The following is a 19,712-nucleotide window of genomic DNA, read 5'->3' on the forward strand; positions in this document are numbered from 1 at the left end:
GTCGCCTACTCGACTCCGATGTCCCACGCCTGCTCGAGATCGTTGCGGCTGTAGGCGCGAAAGGCCGTGAGCGTCTGCGTCCGGATGATCCCGGGCACTTTGGCAAACTCCTCGGTCACCACGGTCGCGATGCGTTCGAGATCGGGTACGCGCACGATCGCCACGAGGTCCCATGCGCCTGACACCGAGTAGACCTCGCTCACGCCTTCGATGCCCGCCAGCGCCGTCGCACACGCGGGGATGGTTTTCGGATCAGCCTGCACCAGCACGATGGTCGTGATCATGATCGCCTCGAAAAGCGTGAAGTAGTCGGCGCGCGCGAACGCGCTGCCTCAGGTGCCAGTGAGGCAGCGGGCGATGCGCGTCACGCCTTCGACGGCCACTGACTCCGTCGTGGCGTAGCTCGCGCGGATCCAGTCGGGCGTGAGAAACGCGCTGCCCGGTACGACCGCCACTTGGTGTTCCTCGAGCACGGCCGCCGCGAATGCCGCACCGGCATCGGCGGCACCGCGGAACCCGGCAACGTTGATGTACACGTAGAACGCGCCGGCCGGATGCACGTACCGGATCGTCGGAAACTTTGCCAGCGCCGCCACCACCGCATCACGGCGCTGACGGAACTCCTTGACCATGTAGTTCACGGCAGCATTCGCCTCCGACTGCCGCTCGAGGGCCGCGAGCGCGGCATGTTGCGACACGGCCGCCGCGTTCGACGTCGTGTGCGACTGAAACGCCGTCATCGCCTTCGAGACCGCTACCGGCGCGATCGTCCAGCCGATCCGCCATCCCGTCATCGCGTAGGCTTTCGCGACGCCGTTGATCACGATCAGGTTGTCGCGCGTCTTCGCGACTTCGAGCGCCGACTGTGCACCGCCCTCGTACGCAATGCGCAGATAGATCTCGTCGGCGAGCACCCACCATCCCTTCTCGGCCGCAAGGTCGAGAATCGCCGTGAGCTCGTCGCGCGTGTACACCGCACCGGTGGGGTTGCTCGGCGAATTGAGCATGAGCCCCTTCGTTCGCGGCGTCGCGGCGGCGGCTAGCTGGGCGGACGTCACCTTGAGGTCGTTGGCTTCGTCGCCGTATACCGGAACCGATACCGCGCGCGCCAACTCGACCATTTCGAAGTAGCTCGTCCACGCTGGCGTGGGAATCAGCACCTCATCACCGGGGCCAAAGCAGCAAACGCACGCGTTGTAGAGCGACTGCTTGGACCCGTTGGACACTACGATTTCCGCCGCCGTGATCTGCGCGCCATGCGCGAGTAGACGGTTGGCGTCGGCAGCGATCGCTTCACGAAGCGGCAGAATGCCTTCGGTGGCGGTGTAGCGGGTCGCCCCCGCTTCGACGGCCGCCTCGGCCGCCTCACGGATAAAGGCCGGGGTATCGAAGTCCGGCTCGCCGGCGCCAAGGTCGATGATCGCGTGACCGGCAGCCTTGAGCGCTCTTGCCTTGGCGGCCACCGCCAGCGTCGCAGATTCCTTGAGTCGGGCGATGTTGGCGGACGGCTGGAAGACCAGAGACATGATCGAGGCGCGGAACGGAGGTGGATGCCCAGGGCAAACTTGCCGGCCCCCCTGCAGTTCAGGGCCGGAATTGGCTATTTTCAGATGCTGGACATGAAGCAATTAAGCGCGACCGTCAGAGGTGCGCTACGCGGGTGCGGTGTGCTACGCAGGTGTGCGCCATAGGGGCGCGACAATCACTGGCCGTTGGGCGGCCAGGCTGACCGACAATCGATGGGGTGGGGCGTGGGCGAGCAAGAACGGGAAGAGACGTCGCCAGGGGCGACGCGGAGCCAGCACGTTGTGCTGCAGGGACCCGCAGATCTGCGGATGATGACTGCCGCTATGCGTCCGGGGATCGAACGCAGCCGACGCATGCAGGGCGTGGCCGCACCGGCCTGCCTGGTGATCACCCCTACCGTCGAGCAGGCGCTGAGCGCCGCCGAGCAGGCACGCTCGCTGCTGGCTGACGAGAATCTACGGGTTGTGCCCGTGACGTCCGCCACCCGTGCCCGTCGCGTGTTGGCCGCCGGTCCCGTCGCGGTAGTCACCGGCACGGCCGCCGACCTGCTCGCGCTTCGCAAGGAAGCCGCCATCGACCTGCAGCAACTGCAGGTACTCGTGGTGTTCAGTCTCGACGAGATCCTCGCCGACAAGATGGGCGACACGTTGCAGGCGCTGCTTGGCGATTCGCCCGACGAGATGATGCGCGTCGGCACCATCGACAGCGAGTCGGACGAGATCGACGCCTTCCTCGAAGCACAGATGCGCCGGGCGCGTCGTCTCACGCCGATGTTGGCCGGTGACACGCCGCTGGCGATGACGCCGAGCTTCGTAATCACGTCGGCCTCGGGGCGTGCCGATGCGTTGCGCGCGATTCTCGATGAAGTCGATCCGCCCTCGGTCGTAGTGGTCGCCACGACGGAAGCCGGACAGCGCGAGGCGCATGCAGCCATCACGCGCATCGGCATGGTGGTCGATGGGCTCAACGTGCAGGTCGTGCGCCAGGCCACGTCGCAGCACGTCGCACTGGTCGTGCTCTGGGAGTCGCCGGTGTCGTACGACGCGCTGGTCGACGCGCTCGCCGCGCGACCGGTCGATGCGGTGGCCCTGCTGATGGCCGACGAACTCGCGGCCTTCCGTCGCATGACGGCCGGTCTGGCCGAAGCCTGGACGCCGGCCGCCCGCAAGGCGAACGCGGAAAGCCGCGTGCAGGCGTTGCGCGCGGCACTGCGCACGACGCTCTCGAATTCCGGCGGTACGTCGGCCAGCGAAATGGCGTTGCTTGCGCCGTTGCTGGAAACGCATGACTCGCTCGAGATCGCCGCCGCGGCCCTGCGGTTGTACGAAGGGGCCCGTCGCGACCTGGTCACGGCGCGCACCAAGGCCACGATCGCCGGACCGGTGCGTACTCCGCTGGCCGCCGGTCACAAGCCGGACGCGCCGGCCGCTGACGGCAAGCAGCGCGTGTTCCTCGCCGCCGGCAAGCGCGATGGCGTGCGCGTTGGAGACATCGTCGGCGCCGTTGCGAACGAAGCGGGCATCCCGGGCGACCGAATCGGTCAGGTCGAACTGTTCGAATCGCACGCGATCGTCGAACTCAATGCCGACGATGCCGCCAAGGTCGTCCAGGCGCTGGGTTCCGTCTCGCTCCGCGGCCGTCGTCTCAGCGCACGCATCGACGAGCGCAGTGGTGAAGCGCCGCGCGGTGGCGATCGCGGTGGCGATCGTGGCCCGCGTAGTAGTCCTCGCAGCGAGCGCACGTTCGGCCCGCCGCGTCGCGACGCCGGTGATCGTCCGCCTCGCGGCAACGATCGTGGCAATGATCGGGGGGAGCGGCCTGCCCGTCCGTCCTTTGGCGGCGACCGGCCGGCCCGCCCGTCGTTCGGTGGTGACCGTGGTCCGCGTCCGGAAGGCCGCGGCGGCCCGCCGCGTGGTGGCAATGACCGTCCACCGCGTGCCGACGAAGAGCGTCGCGCCTTCGGCGACCGTCCCGTGCGTGAGCGCGCGGAAGGTCGGGAGGAGTGGTCGGAGCGTGGGGCGCGCATGCAGAATGCGAGTCGGAAGCCGCGTCCGAACACCGACGCGAATCCTGAAGGGAAACCCGACGGGAGCGTCGAGAGCTGATCATGAGCGGCAGCTTTCAGGTCTCTGGCGGGTGGATGGAGGTCGTCGCTGGCTCGATGTTCAGCGGCAAGACCGAGGAGCTGTTGCGGCGCGTGCGGCGGGCGACGATCGCCCGCAAGCGCGTGCAGGTGTTCAAGTCGCACCTCGACGACCGGTACGCCGGCCTGTGGAATGTCTCCAGCCACGACCGGCGGACCTTCGAGGCGATTCCCGTCGACTCGTCGTCGCAGATTCTGCTGCGTCTCGACCCGATGGCACAGGTGATCGCCATCGACGAGGCGCAGTTCCTCGATGCCGGGATCGTGCAGGTGGCGTCGAGTCTGGCCGACCGTGGCCGGCGGGTCATTCTCGCCGGCATCGACAGCGACTTCCGCGGTGAGCCGTTCGGGCCGATGCCGCAGCTCATGGCGGTCGCGGAAATGGTCGACAAGCTGCACGCGATCTGCGTGCTGTGCGGATCGCCGGCCAGTCGCAATCAACGACTCATCGGCGGCAAGCCCGCGCCGTATGACTCACCCACGATCATGGTGGGCGCGGCCGATTCGTACGAAGCGCGCTGCCGCGCCTGTCACATCGTGCCACGTCCGAACGAAGGACAGCAGCAGCTGCTGTAGTCAGTTGGCCGCGCGCGCGCGGGCCAGGGACATCGCGTCGGCGAGCTGACCGCTGGTGAATGGCTTGCTCACGAAGGGCACACGTCGCGCGTCGATCGCCGCTCGCGCTCCCGGATTGATGCTGTAGCCGCTGACCGCCACCATCGGCAGGAGCGGATACCGGACGGCCACGGTCTCGATCAGCTCGATACCGTTCATGCCCGGCATCGTCAAATCGGTGACCATCACCGAGACGTCGGCGGCGTGCGAGGCCAGGACTTCGAGCGCATGCTGCGCAGACGGTGCCACCACGACCGCGTGCCCCAGTTTTTCCAGCATTCGCCGACCGAGGTCGAGCAGCATCGGATCGTCGTCCACGAGCAGGATGCTGCGCGCGGCGGGGACCGCGATCGGTATCGTCTCCGACGTGTCGCGAGGCAGTACGCGGGGCGACGACAACGGCGTGACGCGCGGCTCGGGTACCGATGCCGCCGGAAAGTACAAGCGGAGCGTTGTCCCCTCGCCGGCCGCCGACTCGCATTCGATGAAGCCGCGACTCTGGTGCACGAGGCCGTGCACAGAGGCCAGTCCCATTCCCTTGTTCGCGCCGAATTCCTGGGTCGAGAAGAACGGCTCGAAGAGCCGGGCCTTCAATTCGTCACGCATGCCGGTGCCCGTATCGGAGACCGAGAGCAGCGCGAACGGGCGCGGGTCGTCGCCGGCCGCGGCCTGCGGATGCCGCATCAGTACGATCGCCGTCGCCAGTGACAGCGTTCCGCTCTCCGCCTTGGCGATCATCGACGCGCGTGCATTGTCCACCAGCGTACGTAGCGCGTCGAGGAGTCGCGTGCGGTCGACGACCGCAGTGACCGGCGCGTCGCCGACGTCGAGCCGCACGTGAATCGATAGTGGGACTTCTTCGCGAATGACCGGGAGCTGATCGCGGAGCAGCTGATTGAGCTCCACCGACTCCGCCCGCAGCATCTGGCGACGTCCAACCGCGAGCAGTCGACGCGTAAGCTCTTCGGCGCGCTCCGTGGCGCGCTCGATCGCGTCGAGATCCTCGGCGTAGGGCGACGTCGGTCCAAACCCCTCTCGCAGGAACCCGGTCGAACCGCGAATCACCGTGAGCAAATTGTTGAAGTCGTGGGCGATACCACCCGCCAGCTGGCCAACGGCTTCGAGCTTCTGCGCCTGACGCAGGCGATCTTCGGAGCTTCTGGCGTTGGTGACGTCAGTAAAGACGGCCACGGAGGCATAAGGGCGTTGCTCGCCCGAGCGGACGAGCGGATCGGCCGTGACGTTCAGCCAACCAAACGTACCATCGCCCCGCTGCACGCCCATCAGTGACCGCGCCTGGCTCTGGCCGGTCTGTAGGGCGACGATGGCGGGATGTGTCTCGGGAGGCCACGGCGTACCGTCTTCACGCAACGCGCTCCACTCGCGATCCACCAGCTTGAGTCCCAGCAGTTGTGCGCCCGTCAATCCCAGAATGCGCTCGGCACTGGGGTTGTAGGCGCGAATCGCGCCCGTTTCGTCGTGTACCACGACACCTTCCTGCATGCCGGCAATAACAGCGCGGAAGCGCGCTTCCGACTCGCGCAGCTGTCGTTCGACGCGCACACGATCGGTGATGTCCTGAATGATGATGTGCAACACGCGACGCCCCGCGATCGCGACCACGCCGATGAACGCCTCGACCTGACGCAGCTCACGATTGGCGACGCGATGCTCACGCTGCACGCGCAGCCCGGTTCCCGTAGCGATGGTCGAGGTGGTGTCGCGCCAGTGCTCGAGGGCGACCGCTTCGAGGTCCGTCACGTACATCGCCCGCATCGTGTCACGCGGCCAGCCATAGAACGTTACGGCGGCCGGATTCACGTCGACGATGCGGGCCGTCTCGATGTCGGCGAGCAGCTGTACCGCACCATTGTTCTCGAAAAGCTCGCGATGTCTCGCTTCGCTCTCCTCGAGCGCGAGGCGCTCGAGTTGCCGCGGCGTAATGTCACGCGAGGCGATCGCGACGGTGTCCTCGAGCACGGGTACGAGCTGACGTTGCAGCCAGCGGAGCGGCTGCTCGGCCGTTGGTGCGTGCTGCGTCGTTTCCAACGGCGCGCCGGTGATGAGGACCGAGCAGCACTGTTCCCACAGATTCCAGTCACGGCTGTTCGGGAACATCTCCATCAGCGAATGACCGAGGAGCTCTTCACGCGAACGCTTCACCATGCTGGCGGCCCGGGCGTTCACATCGAGAATCTCGAAGCGATCGATCGTGCCGTCGCCGGTGCGGTGGGCGCGAGCAATGACGAAGGCGTCGAGTCCTGCCTCGATAACGCCGCGAAGTCGACTCTCCGATTCGCGCAACGCCTGTGATGCCTCCGCTTCCTCGGTGACGTTGCGCGCGAGCCCCAGCAGATGGGTCGCAGTGCCGTCGGCATCGCGGATCGCACTCAGGCGCGTTTCGAGCACGAGACGGCGTCCATCGAGCGTCACCACCTCGCGGTAGGAGATTGGCCCCCCGATGGCGAGCACTTCCTCGCAGCGCGAACGCATGAGCGCCGCTTCCGCCGGCGGGAAGACCTCCTCCGGGATGCGCCCGACCAGCTGCTCAGCGTCGAGCCCAGCGGCCGCGAGATAGGTCTCGTTCACAGACTCGCAGCGGTACACCCCGGGCGCTTCGATGCGGAGGACGAACGCCATCTCGTGCATGTGCTCCGTGAGCATCCGGAGTCGCGATTCCCGGCGACCCGCCTCGCGCGCCGCAAGCGCCCGCGCCGTCACATCGCGAAGCTGCACCGTCAGGAAGGGCGTCCCGTCAGCGTCCGTTCCGGAGATCCGGAGTGCCTCCCAGACGCGTTCGCGCGCATCGTTTCCGACCGAGAACTCGAACGGTGACGCCACGGCGTCTACGCGGGATTCCGCGAGCCACGCCGAGAACGCGCCGTCGCCCACGTGCTTGGCGCACTGCTCCAGCCGCTGTCCCGTGAGCGCGTCGGGCGGGAAGCCGATCAAGCTGCCCGCGGCCGCGTTCGCGCCGAGAATTCGCCCCTGCTCGTCCGTCACGAACAGGACATCACGCAGGACCATCGCGGCCGACCGGAGCAACGCGGGGGAATCGGGAGGGCTTGGGGGCACGAGGCGAACGCGGACTATTTGAGCCATCTCGGGCGGCGGCGCCGGTGGCGAAGACGGGAAATGTGTAAGGGAGAAGGGGCGTCCGTTAGTGGACAACGGGGCAATCGTGTGACGGATAGTGACCATTGACCAGCCCGCCGCGTCTTTGGGCTGATGTCAGTGTCAAGTCCCCTTTTCCCCGAACGGATCGTCGCATGGGTGTAATCGCGACGCTCCTCGCACACGAGCCCCGACTCGCACGGCTGCGTACCGCCGCGCGGGACCGTTATCGCTTCGTGCCTTGCGAGGACTGGACGTCTCTGACCCGCGCTTGCGAGCGCGGGCCAATCAACGTGGTGGTCTTCGATTTGTATGTCGACGGCCGCGCGGATTTCGAGCGGGTGCGCCAGCTGCGCGTTCGTGTACCGCGAGCGGCCCTGGTGGCCTACGTGGACATGACGCGTGAGCGAGCCAAGGACATGTTCGACGCCGGTCGTTGCGGTATCGATGTGCTCGTGGTCGCCGAGGAAACAGATACGCCGCAGATGCTCGCGGCGCTTCTGGATCAGGCCGAAGCGCGCAGTGTCTCGAGTCTGCTCAAGCCACATCTCGCCGGACTGCGCAGCGTGGTACGCGACGCGGTGATGCTGTCGGTGACCCGGGCGCACGAGCGCCTGACGCCGGACAGCCTCGCGCGCCTCATCGCGGTGTCGCGGCGATTGCTCTCGAAGCGTCTGGAAGGGGCGGAGCTGCCGCCACCCCACCAGCTGCTCACGTGGGGCCGGCTGATCGTGGCCGCCAGCATGTTGGAAGACGGGTCGCGCAGCGCCGACGGCGTAGCCAGTGCCCTCGACTTCCCGTCGGGCAGCGCATTCCGCAACACCTGCCAGCGCTATCTCGGCTGCACACCGCACCAGATCCGATTGCGCGGCGGTGCGAGCTGGGTGATTCAGGAGTTGCTCGTGAACCGTGAGAAGCGGCGCGAAATCTCGGAATCGGAAGACGACATGCACGACAGCGCGGCGGCGTAGCTCCGCTCGCAGCGACCGACGAACCAAAGGGCTCCGGCAATGCCGGAGCCCTTTGGCGTTGGTGGTAAGTTTCCGCATGCTTCACCTCGCGCTCACCGGAAATATTGCCAGCGGCAAGAGTACCGTCGCGTCGCTGCTGGCGGCGCACGGGGCAACCATCATCGACGCCGATCTGCTGGCCCGGGACGCCGTGCGTCCGGGCACCGCGGCTCTCGACGCCATCGTCGAACGCTTCGGACCGTCGGCCGTGCAACCGGATGGCACCCTCGATCGGCCGGCGCTGCGCCGCCGCGTGTTCCGGGACCCGGTCGCGCGCGATGCGCTCAACGCCATCGTGCATCCCGCAGTAGGCCGACTGCGCGACGAGCAGGTGGCGGCGGCCAGGCGACGCGGCGACGCGGTGGTGATTTCCGACATCCCCCTGCTCTTCGAAGTCGGCCTCGAGCACGCGTTCGATGGTGTCATTCTGGTCGACGCTCCCGAGTCGGAGCGCTTGGCGCGGCTCCAGCGCGACCGCGGGCTGTTGCACGAGGAGGCCCAGGCGATGATCGACGCGCAGTGGTCGTCCTCGCGCAAACGGTCGGGCGCGACGTGGATCATCGACAACGACGGTCCGCGAGAGCAGCTTCCCACCCTTGTCGCCGAGCTCTGGCAGACGATTCAGGCGCTTCCCCTCCGCGGCTCCTCTGCGGATACTTCACTCTGACCGTTCTTTTTCCCCATCTGGAGTCCTCGTGTCGAACATCCCCGCCGATCTGCGCTACACCAAGGAACACGAATACATTCGCACCACGGCCGATGCCGCGATCGTCGCGATCGGGATCACGGATTTCGCGCAGGGTGAATTGGGCGACATCGTGTATGTCGAGCTGCCCAAGGTCGGCGCGACGTACGGATCGCACGATGTCTTCGGCACCGTGGAAGCGGTGAAGGCCGTGTCCGAGCTGTACATGCCGGTGGCCGGCGAAGTGGTCGAGATCAACGGGCGCCTCGACGGCGAGCCGGCGCTGATCAACACCGACCCCTACGGCGACGGCTGGATGATCAAGGTGCGCGTCGCGGCCGGCGGTGACGCTGGTCTGCTTTCGGCTACCGAGTACAAGGGCGTGGTGGGCGAGTAAGGCTTTTCGGACGGTTCGTGATACGCGGGGCCCCGGGCTGTGTGCTCGGGGCCCTTTGCTTGTGCTTGCGGCGGGGTGGGTGTGTTCGACCGCCCCGGTCGGACCGTGGGATCCCCTTCGCGGCCTTGCTGTGGCGGCGAACGTCGGCACGCCGCGCGCGGTCGGCGCGCCCGCCACAGAGGGCCGCTCAGTGGACCCACGCCCCTCGCGGGGCTTGAGGGAAGCAGCGCGGCACCAGCGCCCTTCACGGAGGCTGAGCAATTCCACGGGACCGGCAACATCCACGCCCCAGACCGCGATGAGCCCCCAATCGCCCGTGGTGCGCGGGTGCCACTCCCCATCCGCCGCGCGACGTCGTCACACCAGGGGATGGGAGATCCCGTCGCGAGCTTTTCGGTCGTCACACCGTACCGTGCGCGGCGCACGGAGCCGTTCCGTGCCGTGCCCTGCCCCGTCGCCACGCCGAGGCGAGCGGCTGCCGGGCCGGGCGTCCCGTGAGCGGCCCTCTGTGGCGGGCGCACGAACGCTGCGCGGCGTACCAGCGTTCGCCGCCACAGCAAGGCCGCGAAGGGGATGACCCGCGCCCGGAGCCGCGGCTCGCCGCACACCAGCTCCAGCCCAGCAAAGCCCACAGCCCACAGCCCACAGCCGACAGCCAAGAACGGCGTGACCACCGAAGCAGTCACGCCGTTCTCACCTACTCATCACTCAAAACTCACGACGTCGCGTACGACTCGATCGGCGGACACGCGCACACCAAGTTGCGATCCCCGAACGCGCTTTCGACGCGACCGACGTACGGCCAGAACTTCCGCTCGCGCGTGAACTGCGTCGGATACGCCGCCTGCTGACGCGTATACGGGCGATCCCACTCGTCGCTGGTCACATGCGCGGCCGTGTGCGGCGCGCGCTTGAGCACGTTGTTCTCACGATCCGACTCGCCGCGCTCGACCGCCGCGATCTCCTCGCGAATACCGATCATCGCTTCGATAAAGCGGTCGAGCTCCGCCTTCGACTCGCTTTCCGTGGGCTCCACCATCAGCGTGCCGGCCACGGGGAAAGACAACGTCGGTGCATGGAAGCCATAGTCCATGAGACGCTTCGCGATGTCTTCCGCTTCCACACCCGACGCGCTCTTCACGCCGCGCGTGTCGAGAATGCACTCATGCGCCACCAGACCATTCTGGCCGCGATAGAGCACCGGATAGTGCGCTTCCAGCTGCTTCGCCACGTAGTTCGCGTTGAGGATCGCGACCTTCGTCGCCGTCGCGAGGCCTTCGCCGCCCATCAGCTTGATGTACACGTACGAAATCGGCAGGATGCTCGCGCTACCCCACGGCGCGGCCGAGATCGGACCGATCGCGTGCGTGCCACCGGTGGAGATCACCGGATGCGTCGGAAGGAACGGCACGAGTTGTGACGCCACGCCGATCGGGCCCATGCCCGGTCCACCACCGCCGTGCGGAATGCAGAACGTCTTGTGCAGATTGAGGTGGCACACGTCGGCCCCGAGATCACCGGGACGCGACACGCCGACCATCGCGTTCATGTTGGCACCGTCCATGTACACCTGGCCGCCATGCTCGTGAATGATCGCCGTGATCTCCTTGATGCGCGCCTCGAACACGCCGTGCGTGCTCGGATAGGTCACCATCAACGCACCCAGGTTGGCGGCGTGCTGCTCGGCTTTCTCGCGCAGGTCGTCCACATCGATGTTGCCGTCGGTGTCCGTCTTCACGACGACCACCGAGAAGCCCGCCATCACTGCGCTCGCGGGATTCGTCCCGTGCGCCGACTGCGGGATCAGACAGACCGTGCGATGGGCATCGCTACGCGACTGGTGGTACGCGCGAATCACCAGCAGACCGGCATACTCACCCTGCGAGCCGGCGTTCGGCTGCAACGATACACCCGCAAAGCCCGTGACGTCCGCGAGGTCGCGCTCGAGTTCGTCGAACATCTGCGCATAGCCTTGCGCCTGCTCGGTCGGCGCGAAGGGATGCAGCTGACCGAATTCGGGCCACGTCACCGGAATCATCTCGGCCGTCGCGTTCAGCTTCATCGTGCACGAGCCCAGCGGGATCATCCCGTGTACGAGCGAGAAATCGCGCGCCTGCAACGCGTACATGTAGCGCAGCATCTCCGTCTCGCTGTGATAGCGATGGAACGTGGGATGCGTGAGGAACGGCGAGACACGGCGGAAACGCTCGTCGTAGCGCGCATCTACGCCGGCGGCGACCTCGGCGTACGAAAAGTCGACGGTCGCGTTGTTGTTGAACACCGTCCACAGATCGGCGATATCCTGCTGCGTCGTGGTCTCGTCGAGCGCAACCGTGATCGTGCCCGGCTCGAGTACACGCAGATTCATCCGATGCGCCGTCGCGGCCGCCAGAATGTCTTCCTGCCCGTGCGCGCCGACTTCCACGCGAACGGTGTCGAAGAAATGCTCGTGCGTGATCGCGAAGCCGAGACGCTCGAAACCAGCGGCCAGCGTGACCGCATTGCGGTGCACGCGCTCGGCGATCTGCACGAGGCCCGCGGGCCCGTGATACACGGCGTACATGCCGGCCATCACCGACAACAGCACCTGCGCCGTGCAGACATTGCTGGTGGCCTTCTCGCGACGGATGTGCTGTTCGCGCGTCTGCAGCGCCATGCGCAGCGCGGGCTTGCCTTCCGTATCGCGCGAGAGTCCGATGATACGGCCCGGCAGCAGGCGCTTGAATTCATCACGCGTGGCGAAGAACGCCGCGTGCGGTCCGCCGTATCCCATCGGCACGCCGAAGCGCTGCGTGTTGCCGACCACAATGTCGGCACCCCACTCGCCCGGCGGTGCCAGCAGACACAACGCCAGCAGGTCGCTCGCGACGGTGACCAGCGCGCCGGCGGTGTGGGCCGTCTCGCAGAGGCCACGGTAATCGACGACCGCGCCATCGGTGCCCGGATACTGCAGGAGCGCGCCGAACACCGTGTCATCGAACGCGAAGGTGCGCGGATCTCCCACTTGCACCACGATGCCACGGGCCGACGCGCGCGCCTCGACCACCGCGATCGTCTGCGGATGACAGTCACTGCCGATCAGGAAGACGTTGCGCGTGGCACTGCCACGCGATCCAAAGCAGAGCGCCATCGCTTCCGCAGCGGCGGTGCCTTCGTCGAGCAGCGACGCATTGGCGATCTCGAGACCCGTGAGGTCGATCACCATCGTCTGATAATTGAGCAGCGCTTCCAGACGTCCCTGCGCGATCTCGGCCTGATACGGCGTGTAGGCCGTATACCACGCCGGATTCTCCATGACGTTGCGCAGAATCACATTCGGCGTGTGCGTACCGTAGTAGCCCATGCCGATGAACGAGCGGTACACCGCGTTGCGCGACGCCATCTCCTTCAACGACCCCAGAACCTCGGCTTCGCTGCGCTCGGGTCCGGTGTTGAGCGTGCCGCGAAAGCGGATGCTTTCCGGCACGACGGCGTCGATGAATGCTTCAAGGGAGTCGTAACCGAGCGCGGCGAGCATCGCCTGCTGTTCGGCGGCACTCGGACCGATATGGCGCGGAATGAACGAATCGACCGCGACCGGCGCGGGCGAGATGGTGCGCGTACCCATGACCATCCTCAAACGGGCCAAGCCCGCGTAAGCGTCGTGAAATCGTTGGGGGCCACAAAGGCGCGTTTCGCCCGTGACATCATAAATTTAACCGACGTGAGCATTTCCCGAGTCGTTCCCTCGATCGCCACCGAGACAGCGCAGTCCGGACTGGCCGCCGCCAGCGCGTCGCCAGACGTGATGCCACGGCAATGGGGCTTTCTGCGCTCTCCCGCCTCGGACGGCGTCACGAACATGGCCATCGACTCGGCGCTACTGGACCTCGCCAGCGAGTCGGCATGTGCGGTATGGCGCTGCTACGCGTGGGAAAAGCCGACTGTTTCGTTCGGCAGGAATGAGCGCACCCAGGGCACATTTTCGGCGCAGCGCCTGCGCGACGTCGGACTCTGCGCCGTCCGTCGCCCGACCGGTGGTCGCGCGCTCCTGCACGCTCGCGAAGTGACGTACAGTGTGGCCATGCCGCTCGACGAACAGCAGTCGTGGCGAGTGGCGTACGCCGCGGTGAACCAGGTCCTCCTTCGCGCCCTCCAGTCACTCGGCGTGCCAGCACAATTGGTCGCCGACCAGGACGCGGCGGCGGTCGCGCCGGATGGGCCGGTCTGCTTCGACCGACCGGCCGCCGGAGAGATCACGGTGCACGGCCGGAAGCTCGTGGGCAGTGCGGTCTGGCGACAAGGCGGCGCGTATCTGCAGCACGGCAGCATTCTGCTGGCGGACGATCAGGCCCAGCTGGCCGACGCGGCGGACGTGCCGCTGCCACCGCCGCCACCGGCGGCGTCGCTGGACGCCTGTGCGCCGGCGCAGGCGCGGTGGGACCTCGTCGTAGACGCCCTTGCCGCGTCGCTCGCGGCGGGGGCGGCACCACTTCTGTGCACGCGGGTCGTCCCGTTCGTGCCGCCTCCTGACTTTCCGCAACGGGTGGCGTCCCATCGCGCCATCCTTGGCAATGACGACTGGCTCTGGCGCCGATAGTGAGCGTCGGGCATCGTACCCTGATGTGATCGCCACACGGATCGCCCGACCTGTCCTTCACGGAACACCGACTCACATGCGCCTCTCGAAAACCCGTTGGCTGGCTGGTCTGCTCTCGTTTTCGCTGGTGGCCTGTCCCGGCGAAGGCCCGCCTCCCAAGGCCGACGGCGATACCGGCGGCACCTTGATCGTGACGGTGCCGGCTGAACCGTCCACGCTCTTCCCGCCGTTGATGTCGGGAACGCAAGGCGCGGCGATCGTCGGGGTGATCTTCGATCGACTCGCGGAAATCGGTGACGGACTGGAAACGTACGGCGACCAAGGATTTCAGAAGCGCCTGGCGAGTTCGTGGACGTGGTCGACCGACTCGCTCTCGATCGCGTTCACGCTCGATTCGCTGGCGCGGTGGCACGACGGGCAGCCGGTCACCGCCGACGACGTGCGCTACACGTTTCGCGTGTACACCAGCGACTCGCTCGTGCTCGAACAGAAGTCGTTGCTGGATAACATCGATTCGGTGTCGGTGCGCGACCCACGCACCGCCGTCTTCTGGTTCAAGCGACGTATGCCGCGGCAGTTCTACGACGCGACGTACCACATGTATGTGTTGCCAGCGCACCTGCTCGACACCATCCCCATGGCCAAGCTCGAGAGCGCGCCGTTCGGCCGTAATCCGGTTGGCACGGGACGCTTCCGCTTCGCGCGTTGGGAGCCCGGGCAGCGCATCGAGATCATCGCTGACACGGCCAACAGACGCGGCCGGGCTAAGCTGGACCGCGTAATCTGGAGCATCGCGCCCGACTTCGGGGCGTCGACCGTCAAGCTGTTCGCCGGGGAAGCCGATTTCCTCGAGCAACTCCGCCCCGAGAATCTGGCGCAGGTCGCGCGCACCCCATCGTTGCGCCTGATCGACAACCGCACGCTGAGCTACGGCTATCTGGGTTTCAATCTCCGAGACAGCAAGGACCAGGCGCGCCCAAACCCCCTGTTCGGCGATCTGCGCGTGCGGCGCGCCTTGCACATGGCTGTCGACCGCGAGCGACTCGTCCGCAACGTGTTCGATTCGCTGGGGATGGTCGCGCTTGCACCGGCTCCGCGCGCGCTGATCCCCGATACGGCCGCCTTCAAACAGCTACCCTACGACGTCGCCGCGGCGCGCGCGTTGCTCGACTCGGCGGGGTGGCGCGACAGCGACAACGACGGCGTGCGCGATCGCAATGGCGTGCCGCTCGCCTTCGGCATTCTCATCCCCAGCAGTAGTACGTCACGGCAACGGTATGCGGTGCTGCTGCAGGAGCAGTACCGGGCGATCGGCGTGAAGGCGACGCCGCAGGTACTCGAGAACAACGCGTGGAGCGACGCCGTCGACAGCCACGCCTTCGACGCCTATCTCGGCGGGTGGCAGCCAAGCCCCGGGCTGGTTGGATTGACACAAACGTGGGCGTCGCGCGGTAGCTCCAACGCCGGCCGTTATGACAGTCCCGTGTTCGACGCCCTGCTCGACAGCGCGCTCACGACCTTCGATCCGACGGCGAGCCGCCGGTATTGGGCGCGGGCCTTCCAGCAGATCGACGATGACGTGCCGGCGGTCTGGTTGTACGAACAGCGCTCGCCGGTCGCGATCCATCGTCGATTCATCACGAAGCCGTTGCGCGCCGATGGATGGTTCGTCGGTCTCGCCGACTGGCGCGTCGATCCGGCGCAGCGCATCGATCGCGATCGCATCGGGTTGGGGACGCCTCCCTGACCACGATCGCCCGACGCGTGGTCCTGCGCCTGTTGCAGAGCGTGGCCGTCGTCTTCACGGCGGCCACGCTGGCCTTCGTGCTGCTCCATCTCGCGCCTGGCGATGCCGCCACCGCACTCGGCGAAGGCGTTTCGCCCGAGGTGCGTGCGGCGCTCCGCGCCCAATGGGGGCTCGACGAGTCACTGGCCACGCAGTACGGCCGATGGCTCTCGTCATTCTTGCGCGGTGATCTCGGATTTTCACGAGATCAGCATCGACCGGTTGCCGCCGTGCTGGGCGATGCGCTGCCGCGATCGCTCTTCCTCATGGGATGCGCCCTGAGCGTGAGTCTGATCGGCGGCATGCTGATCGGTGCCTGGCAGGGGGCGCGGGCAGGCTCTCGGCGCGATCGCACCACGTCGACCGCCTTGCTGGTCCTCTATTCTCTGCCCGAGTTCTGGCTGGCGCTCGTGCTGCTCGTCGTGTTCTCGTATCACCTCGGCTGGCTTCCCGCCACGGGGATCACCAGCGAGACATACGATTACATGAGTCCGTTCGACAAGCTTTGCGATCGGTTGAGCCATCTGGTGTTGCCGTTGGTCTCACTCTCCCTGGTTGGCGTGTCGGTCTTCGCGCGCTATCAACGCGACGCGATGCAGGAGAGCATGACACAGGCCTTCGTGCGCACGGCGCGGGCGAAAGGACTTACTGAAGCAGGCGTCCGTCGGCAGGCGTGGCGCAACGCGCTCTTGCCCGTCATCACCGTCACCGGCCTGATGCTGCCAGCGCTGATTACCGGCGCCGTGTTTGTCGAGCGCGTGTTCTCCTGGCCAGGCATGGGCTTCGCCATGATCCGCGCGATCGAAGCGCGCGACTATCAGGTCGTGTCGGCCGGCGTGATTCTGGGTAGCGCCGTCACGACATTCGGCGCGGCGCTGGCCGACATCGCACGGGATATCGCCGACCCACGGTTGCGCAGCCAGTGAAGCGTCGACTTTCACCAGCCGTCGTGCTGATCGTTCTGCTGGTGCTGGTCGTGGCGGCCGGTCCGCTGTTGTCGCCGTACGCTCCGAACGCCCAGCTCGATATCATCGCCTTGCGCAGCCAGGCCCCGTCGGTGGCACATCCCTTCGGCACCGATGCGGTGAGTCGCGATGTGCTCAGTCGCGTGCTCGACGGGGGCCGGGTCTCGCTCGCGCTCGCCGTTCTCTCGGTGTTGTTGTCACTCGTCGTCGGAACGTTGTATGGCGCCGTGTCCACCTTGGCCGGTGGCGTCATCGACACCACGATGCGACGTCTGTTGGATGTGGCGTTGTCCATTCCGCGCCTTCTGGTGCTGCTGGCCGTCGGCGCGCTCTGGGGCGCGCTCTCGTTTCCGGCGCTCGTGCTGCTGATCGGCCTCACCGGATGGTTCGACACCGCGCGCCTCGTCACCGATGAGTTGCGCGCGCTGGACGGACGCGAGTTCGCTGTCGCCGCGCGCGCGGTCGGGGTTCGCGGCCCCCGTCTCCTTTGGCGGCACCTGTTGCCCCATCTGCTGCCGACGCTCGTGATCAATGCCAGTTTCGGTGTGGCGGGGACGATCGCGCTGGAAGCGGGTCTCAGCTATCTCGGCCTCGGCATTCAGGCGCCGCAAGCCAGCTGGGGAACGATTCTTCGCGATGGTGCCGGGGTCGTAGAGAGCGAATGGTGGCTGACCCTGTTCCCCGGACTGGCCACCGTCTTCGCTGTTCTCGCCTGCAATGCGCTTGGCGACGCCTTGCGCGAGCGGTTCGCACCGAATCACGTTCCGAGTCTCGACGCCGCGCCTGCCCGCTTGGCCGGCGTTGCGTCGCCGCCCGCCTTCTCCTCTTCTCGCACCGTGCGCCCGTGACGATTTCTGCCACACGCGACTCGACCACCGCGCCCGATCGTCCGCTGCTCGATGTCCATGCGCTGCAGATCGCCTTTCCGGCGGGCAACAGCGTAGCGCGCGCCGTGGACGGCGTTTCGTTCACGGTCGCCCGCGGCGAAACGGTCTGCCTGGTCGGTGAATCCGGATGTGGGAAGTCGCTGACGGCGCTGTCGCTGCTCCGCCTGGTGCCTCCGCCGGGCCGCATCGAGTCGGGAAGCCGGATCATGTTCGACGGCGGTGACATGCTGACGCTCGACGACGAGCGGCTGCGGGCGATTCGTGGTCAGCACATGGCCATGATTTTTCAGGAGCCGATGACGGCGCTCAATCCCGTGCTCACTGTCGGCGATCAGATCGCCGAAGTGCTGCGCGTGCACACGAGACTTTCCCGGCAGGAGACGTGGTCGCGCACGGTGGACATGCTCGCGCAGGTTGGCATCGCCGATGCGGCCGCACGGGCCAAGCAGTATCCGCACGAACTCTCCGGCGGCATGCGACAGCGTGTGATGATCGCGATGGCGCTCATCATGTCGCCGAAGCTCGTCATCGCCGACGAACCGACGACGGCCCTCGACGTCACCATTCAGGCGCAGATTCTCGAACTGCTGCGCGATCTGCGCGCACGGACGGGCATGGCCCTGCTGCTGATCACACATGATTTGGGCGTCGTCGCCGAAATGGCGTCGCGCGTGATCGTGATGTATGCCGGCCGTGTCGTCGAAGAGGCGAACGTGGAAGATCTGTTTTCGGCGCCCAGCCATCCGTACACCGAGGGACTGCTGGCGGCGATTCCGAAGCTGGGGCAGGAAGAAGAACGCCTGCAGACGATTGCCGGATCGGTGCCGCCGCCGACCGCGCTGCCCAGCGGCTGCACGTTTCGCGACCGGTGCCCGTACGCGTTCGAGCGCTGCGCGACGGAGGAGCCGGCCCTGTTGCAGGTGGGATCGGCCCATCGGGCGCGCTGCCATCTGATCGAAGAGCCCGCACGACGCGCCACACGTCACGAGGTCGTACGCACATGAGCACCACGCCGAGCACCACGCCGCTGCTCGAGGTGCGCAACCTCACCAAGCATTTCCCCATTCGCACAGGCCTGCTACAGCGCGTGACCGGCGCCGTGAAAGCGGTGGACGGCGTCTCGTTCGACGTACACGCCGGCGAGACGCTCGCGCTCGTGGGTGAGTCGGGATGCGGCAAGACGACCACCGGCCGCTCGATCCTGCGCCTCGTGGAGCCGACGTCGGGTGAAGTGCGTTTCGATGGGACCGATGTGCTGGCCCTGCGCGGCGAAACGCTGCGCCGTATGCGACGACGTATGCAGATCATTTTTCAGGATCCCTACGGCTCGCTCAATCCGCGCATGACCGTGGGCGCCGCAATCAAGGAAGGCTTGATCGTCCACGGGCTGGCCGAAGGCAGTGCGGCCGACCGTCGCGTCGCCACGTTGCTCGATGAAGTTGGCCTGCGCCCGGAGTATGCTGCGCGCTATCCGCACGAATTCTCCGGCGGTCAGCGACAGCGCATCGGCATCGCACGCGCGCTGGCCGTAGAGCCATCGTTCATCGTATGCGACGAGCCCGTCTCCGCGCTCGACGTGAGCGTGCAGGCACAAGTGGTGAATCTGCTGCGCGACCTGCAGCGCGAGCGCGGCCTCTCCTACCTCTTCATCGCGCACGATCTCGCGGTCGTCGCGCACATGGCGGATCGCGTCGCCGTGATGTATCTCGGCCGCATCGTAGAGTTGGCGCCGCGTCGCACGATCTTCAGCACGCCGCTGATGCCATACACGCAGGCGCTGCTGTCGGCCGTGCCGGTGCCCGACCCGCTGGCCAAGCGCCAGCGCATTCTCTTGCCCGGGGATCCGCCGTCGCCGGCGAATCCGCCCAGCGGCTGTGTGTTTCATCCGCGCTGTCCGAATCCGCTCAAAGATGCGGAGTGCACGCGCGTGGTCCCTCCGCTCGAAGAGAAGTCTCCCGGACATTTCGTGGCCTGCATCAAGCAGCCGCTTCTTCACCTTTGATC

Annotated in this window: 15 protein-coding genes; 11 read left to right on the forward strand and 4 right to left on the reverse strand. The window is 66.8% G+C overall.

What is annotated here, in order from left to right:
* Positions 1-5: 5 nt before the first annotated feature.
* Positions 6-284: an Lrp/AsnC family transcriptional regulator gene (locus HKW67_RS11085; protein WP_171225443.1), complete on the reverse strand. Its 279-nt coding sequence runs from the start codon at positions 282-284 to the stop codon at positions 6-8.
* A 48-nt stretch (positions 285-332) separates the two neighbouring features.
* Complete coding sequence (locus tag HKW67_RS11090; RefSeq protein ID WP_171225444.1) at positions 333-1,526, reverse strand: pyridoxal phosphate-dependent aminotransferase; 1,194 nt, start codon at positions 1,524-1,526, stop codon at positions 333-335.
* Between the two features lie 309 nt (positions 1,527-1,835).
* On the opposite strand from HKW67_RS11090, the gene HKW67_RS11095 reads away from it, so the two are divergent.
* Together HKW67_RS11095 and HKW67_RS11100 are read left to right on the forward strand one after the other, a co-directional pair.
* Positions 1,836-3,632 (forward strand): DEAD/DEAH box helicase, encoded by a 1,797-nt coding sequence (locus tag HKW67_RS11095; RefSeq protein WP_171225445.1) that lies wholly within the window; start codon positions 1,836-1,838, stop codon positions 3,630-3,632.
* A gap of 2 nt (positions 3,633-3,634) precedes the next feature.
* On the forward strand, positions 3,635-4,246 hold the full coding sequence (locus HKW67_RS11100; RefSeq protein WP_171225446.1) for a thymidine kinase: 612 nt from the start codon (positions 3,635-3,637) through the stop codon (positions 4,244-4,246).
* On the opposite strand, the gene HKW67_RS11105 is transcribed toward HKW67_RS11100, so the two are convergent.
* Positions 4,247-7,330: a PAS domain S-box protein gene (locus HKW67_RS11105; RefSeq protein ID WP_171225447.1), complete on the reverse strand. Its 3,084-nt coding sequence runs from the start codon at positions 7,328-7,330 to the stop codon at positions 4,247-4,249. It lies immediately after the preceding gene.
* Between the two features lie 224 nt (positions 7,331-7,554).
* On the opposite strand from HKW67_RS11105, the gene HKW67_RS11110 reads away from it, so the two are divergent.
* The 3 genes from HKW67_RS11110 (at position 7,555) to gcvH (ending at position 9,491) form a co-directional block, all read left to right on the forward strand.
* Entirely contained in the window at positions 7,555-8,370 is an 816-nt protein-coding gene (locus HKW67_RS11110) for a helix-turn-helix domain-containing protein (protein WP_171225448.1), read from the forward strand.
* A gap of 76 nt (positions 8,371-8,446) precedes the next feature.
* Positions 8,447-9,076 carry a dephospho-CoA kinase gene (coaE, locus tag HKW67_RS11115; RefSeq protein WP_171225449.1) on the forward strand — a complete coding sequence of 210 codons (630 nt, stop codon included), beginning with the start codon at positions 8,447-8,449 and terminating at the stop codon, positions 9,074-9,076.
* A gap of 28 nt (positions 9,077-9,104) precedes the next feature.
* Positions 9,105-9,491 (forward strand): glycine cleavage system protein GcvH, encoded by a 387-nt coding sequence (gene gcvH, locus HKW67_RS11120; protein ID WP_171225450.1) that lies wholly within the window; start codon positions 9,105-9,107, stop codon positions 9,489-9,491.
* Between the two features lie 715 nt (positions 9,492-10,206).
* Here the strand turns inward: gcvH and gcvP are convergent.
* Positions 10,207-13,104, reverse strand: coding sequence for an aminomethyl-transferring glycine dehydrogenase (gene gcvP, locus HKW67_RS11125; RefSeq protein ID WP_171225451.1), 2,898 nt, complete (start codon positions 13,102-13,104; stop codon positions 10,207-10,209).
* A 90-nt stretch (positions 13,105-13,194) separates the two neighbouring features.
* On the opposite strand from gcvP, the gene HKW67_RS11130 reads away from it, so the two are divergent.
* The 6 genes from HKW67_RS11130 (at position 13,195) to HKW67_RS11150 (ending at position 19,710) form a co-directional block, all read left to right on the forward strand.
* Positions 13,195-14,070, forward strand: a complete 876-nt coding sequence (locus HKW67_RS11130) for a lipoate--protein ligase family protein (protein WP_171225452.1) — start codon at positions 13,195-13,197, stop codon at positions 14,068-14,070.
* Positions 14,071-14,146: 76 nt separating this feature from the next.
* Positions 14,147-15,817: a peptide ABC transporter substrate-binding protein gene (locus tag HKW67_RS11135; RefSeq protein ID WP_171225453.1), complete on the forward strand. Its 1,671-nt coding sequence runs from the start codon at positions 14,147-14,149 to the stop codon at positions 15,815-15,817.
* Positions 15,818-15,834: 17 nt separating this feature from the next.
* Entirely contained in the window at positions 15,835-16,782 is a 948-nt protein-coding gene (locus tag HKW67_RS11140; RefSeq protein ID WP_171225454.1) for an ABC transporter permease, read from the forward strand.
* Positions 16,779-17,669 (forward strand): ABC transporter permease, encoded by an 891-nt coding sequence (locus HKW67_RS22435; protein WP_230981001.1) that lies wholly within the window; start codon positions 16,779-16,781, stop codon positions 17,667-17,669. The genes HKW67_RS11140 and HKW67_RS22435 overlap by 4 nt, the downstream gene beginning before the upstream one ends.
* Complete coding sequence (locus HKW67_RS11145) at positions 17,666-18,712, forward strand: ABC transporter ATP-binding protein (protein WP_230981002.1); 1,047 nt, start codon at positions 17,666-17,668, stop codon at positions 18,710-18,712. The genes HKW67_RS22435 and HKW67_RS11145 overlap by 4 nt, the downstream gene beginning before the upstream one ends.
* Entirely contained in the window at positions 18,709-19,710 is a 1,002-nt protein-coding gene (locus HKW67_RS11150; protein WP_171225456.1) for an ABC transporter ATP-binding protein, read from the forward strand. Before HKW67_RS11145 ends, HKW67_RS11150 begins: the two co-directional genes overlap by 4 nt.
* Positions 19,711-19,712: the final 2 nt, after the last annotated feature.

The organism is Gemmatimonas groenlandica, assembly GCF_013004105.1.
GTDB classification, from domain to species: Bacteria; Gemmatimonadota; Gemmatimonadetes; order Gemmatimonadales; family Gemmatimonadaceae; genus Gemmatimonas; species Gemmatimonas groenlandica.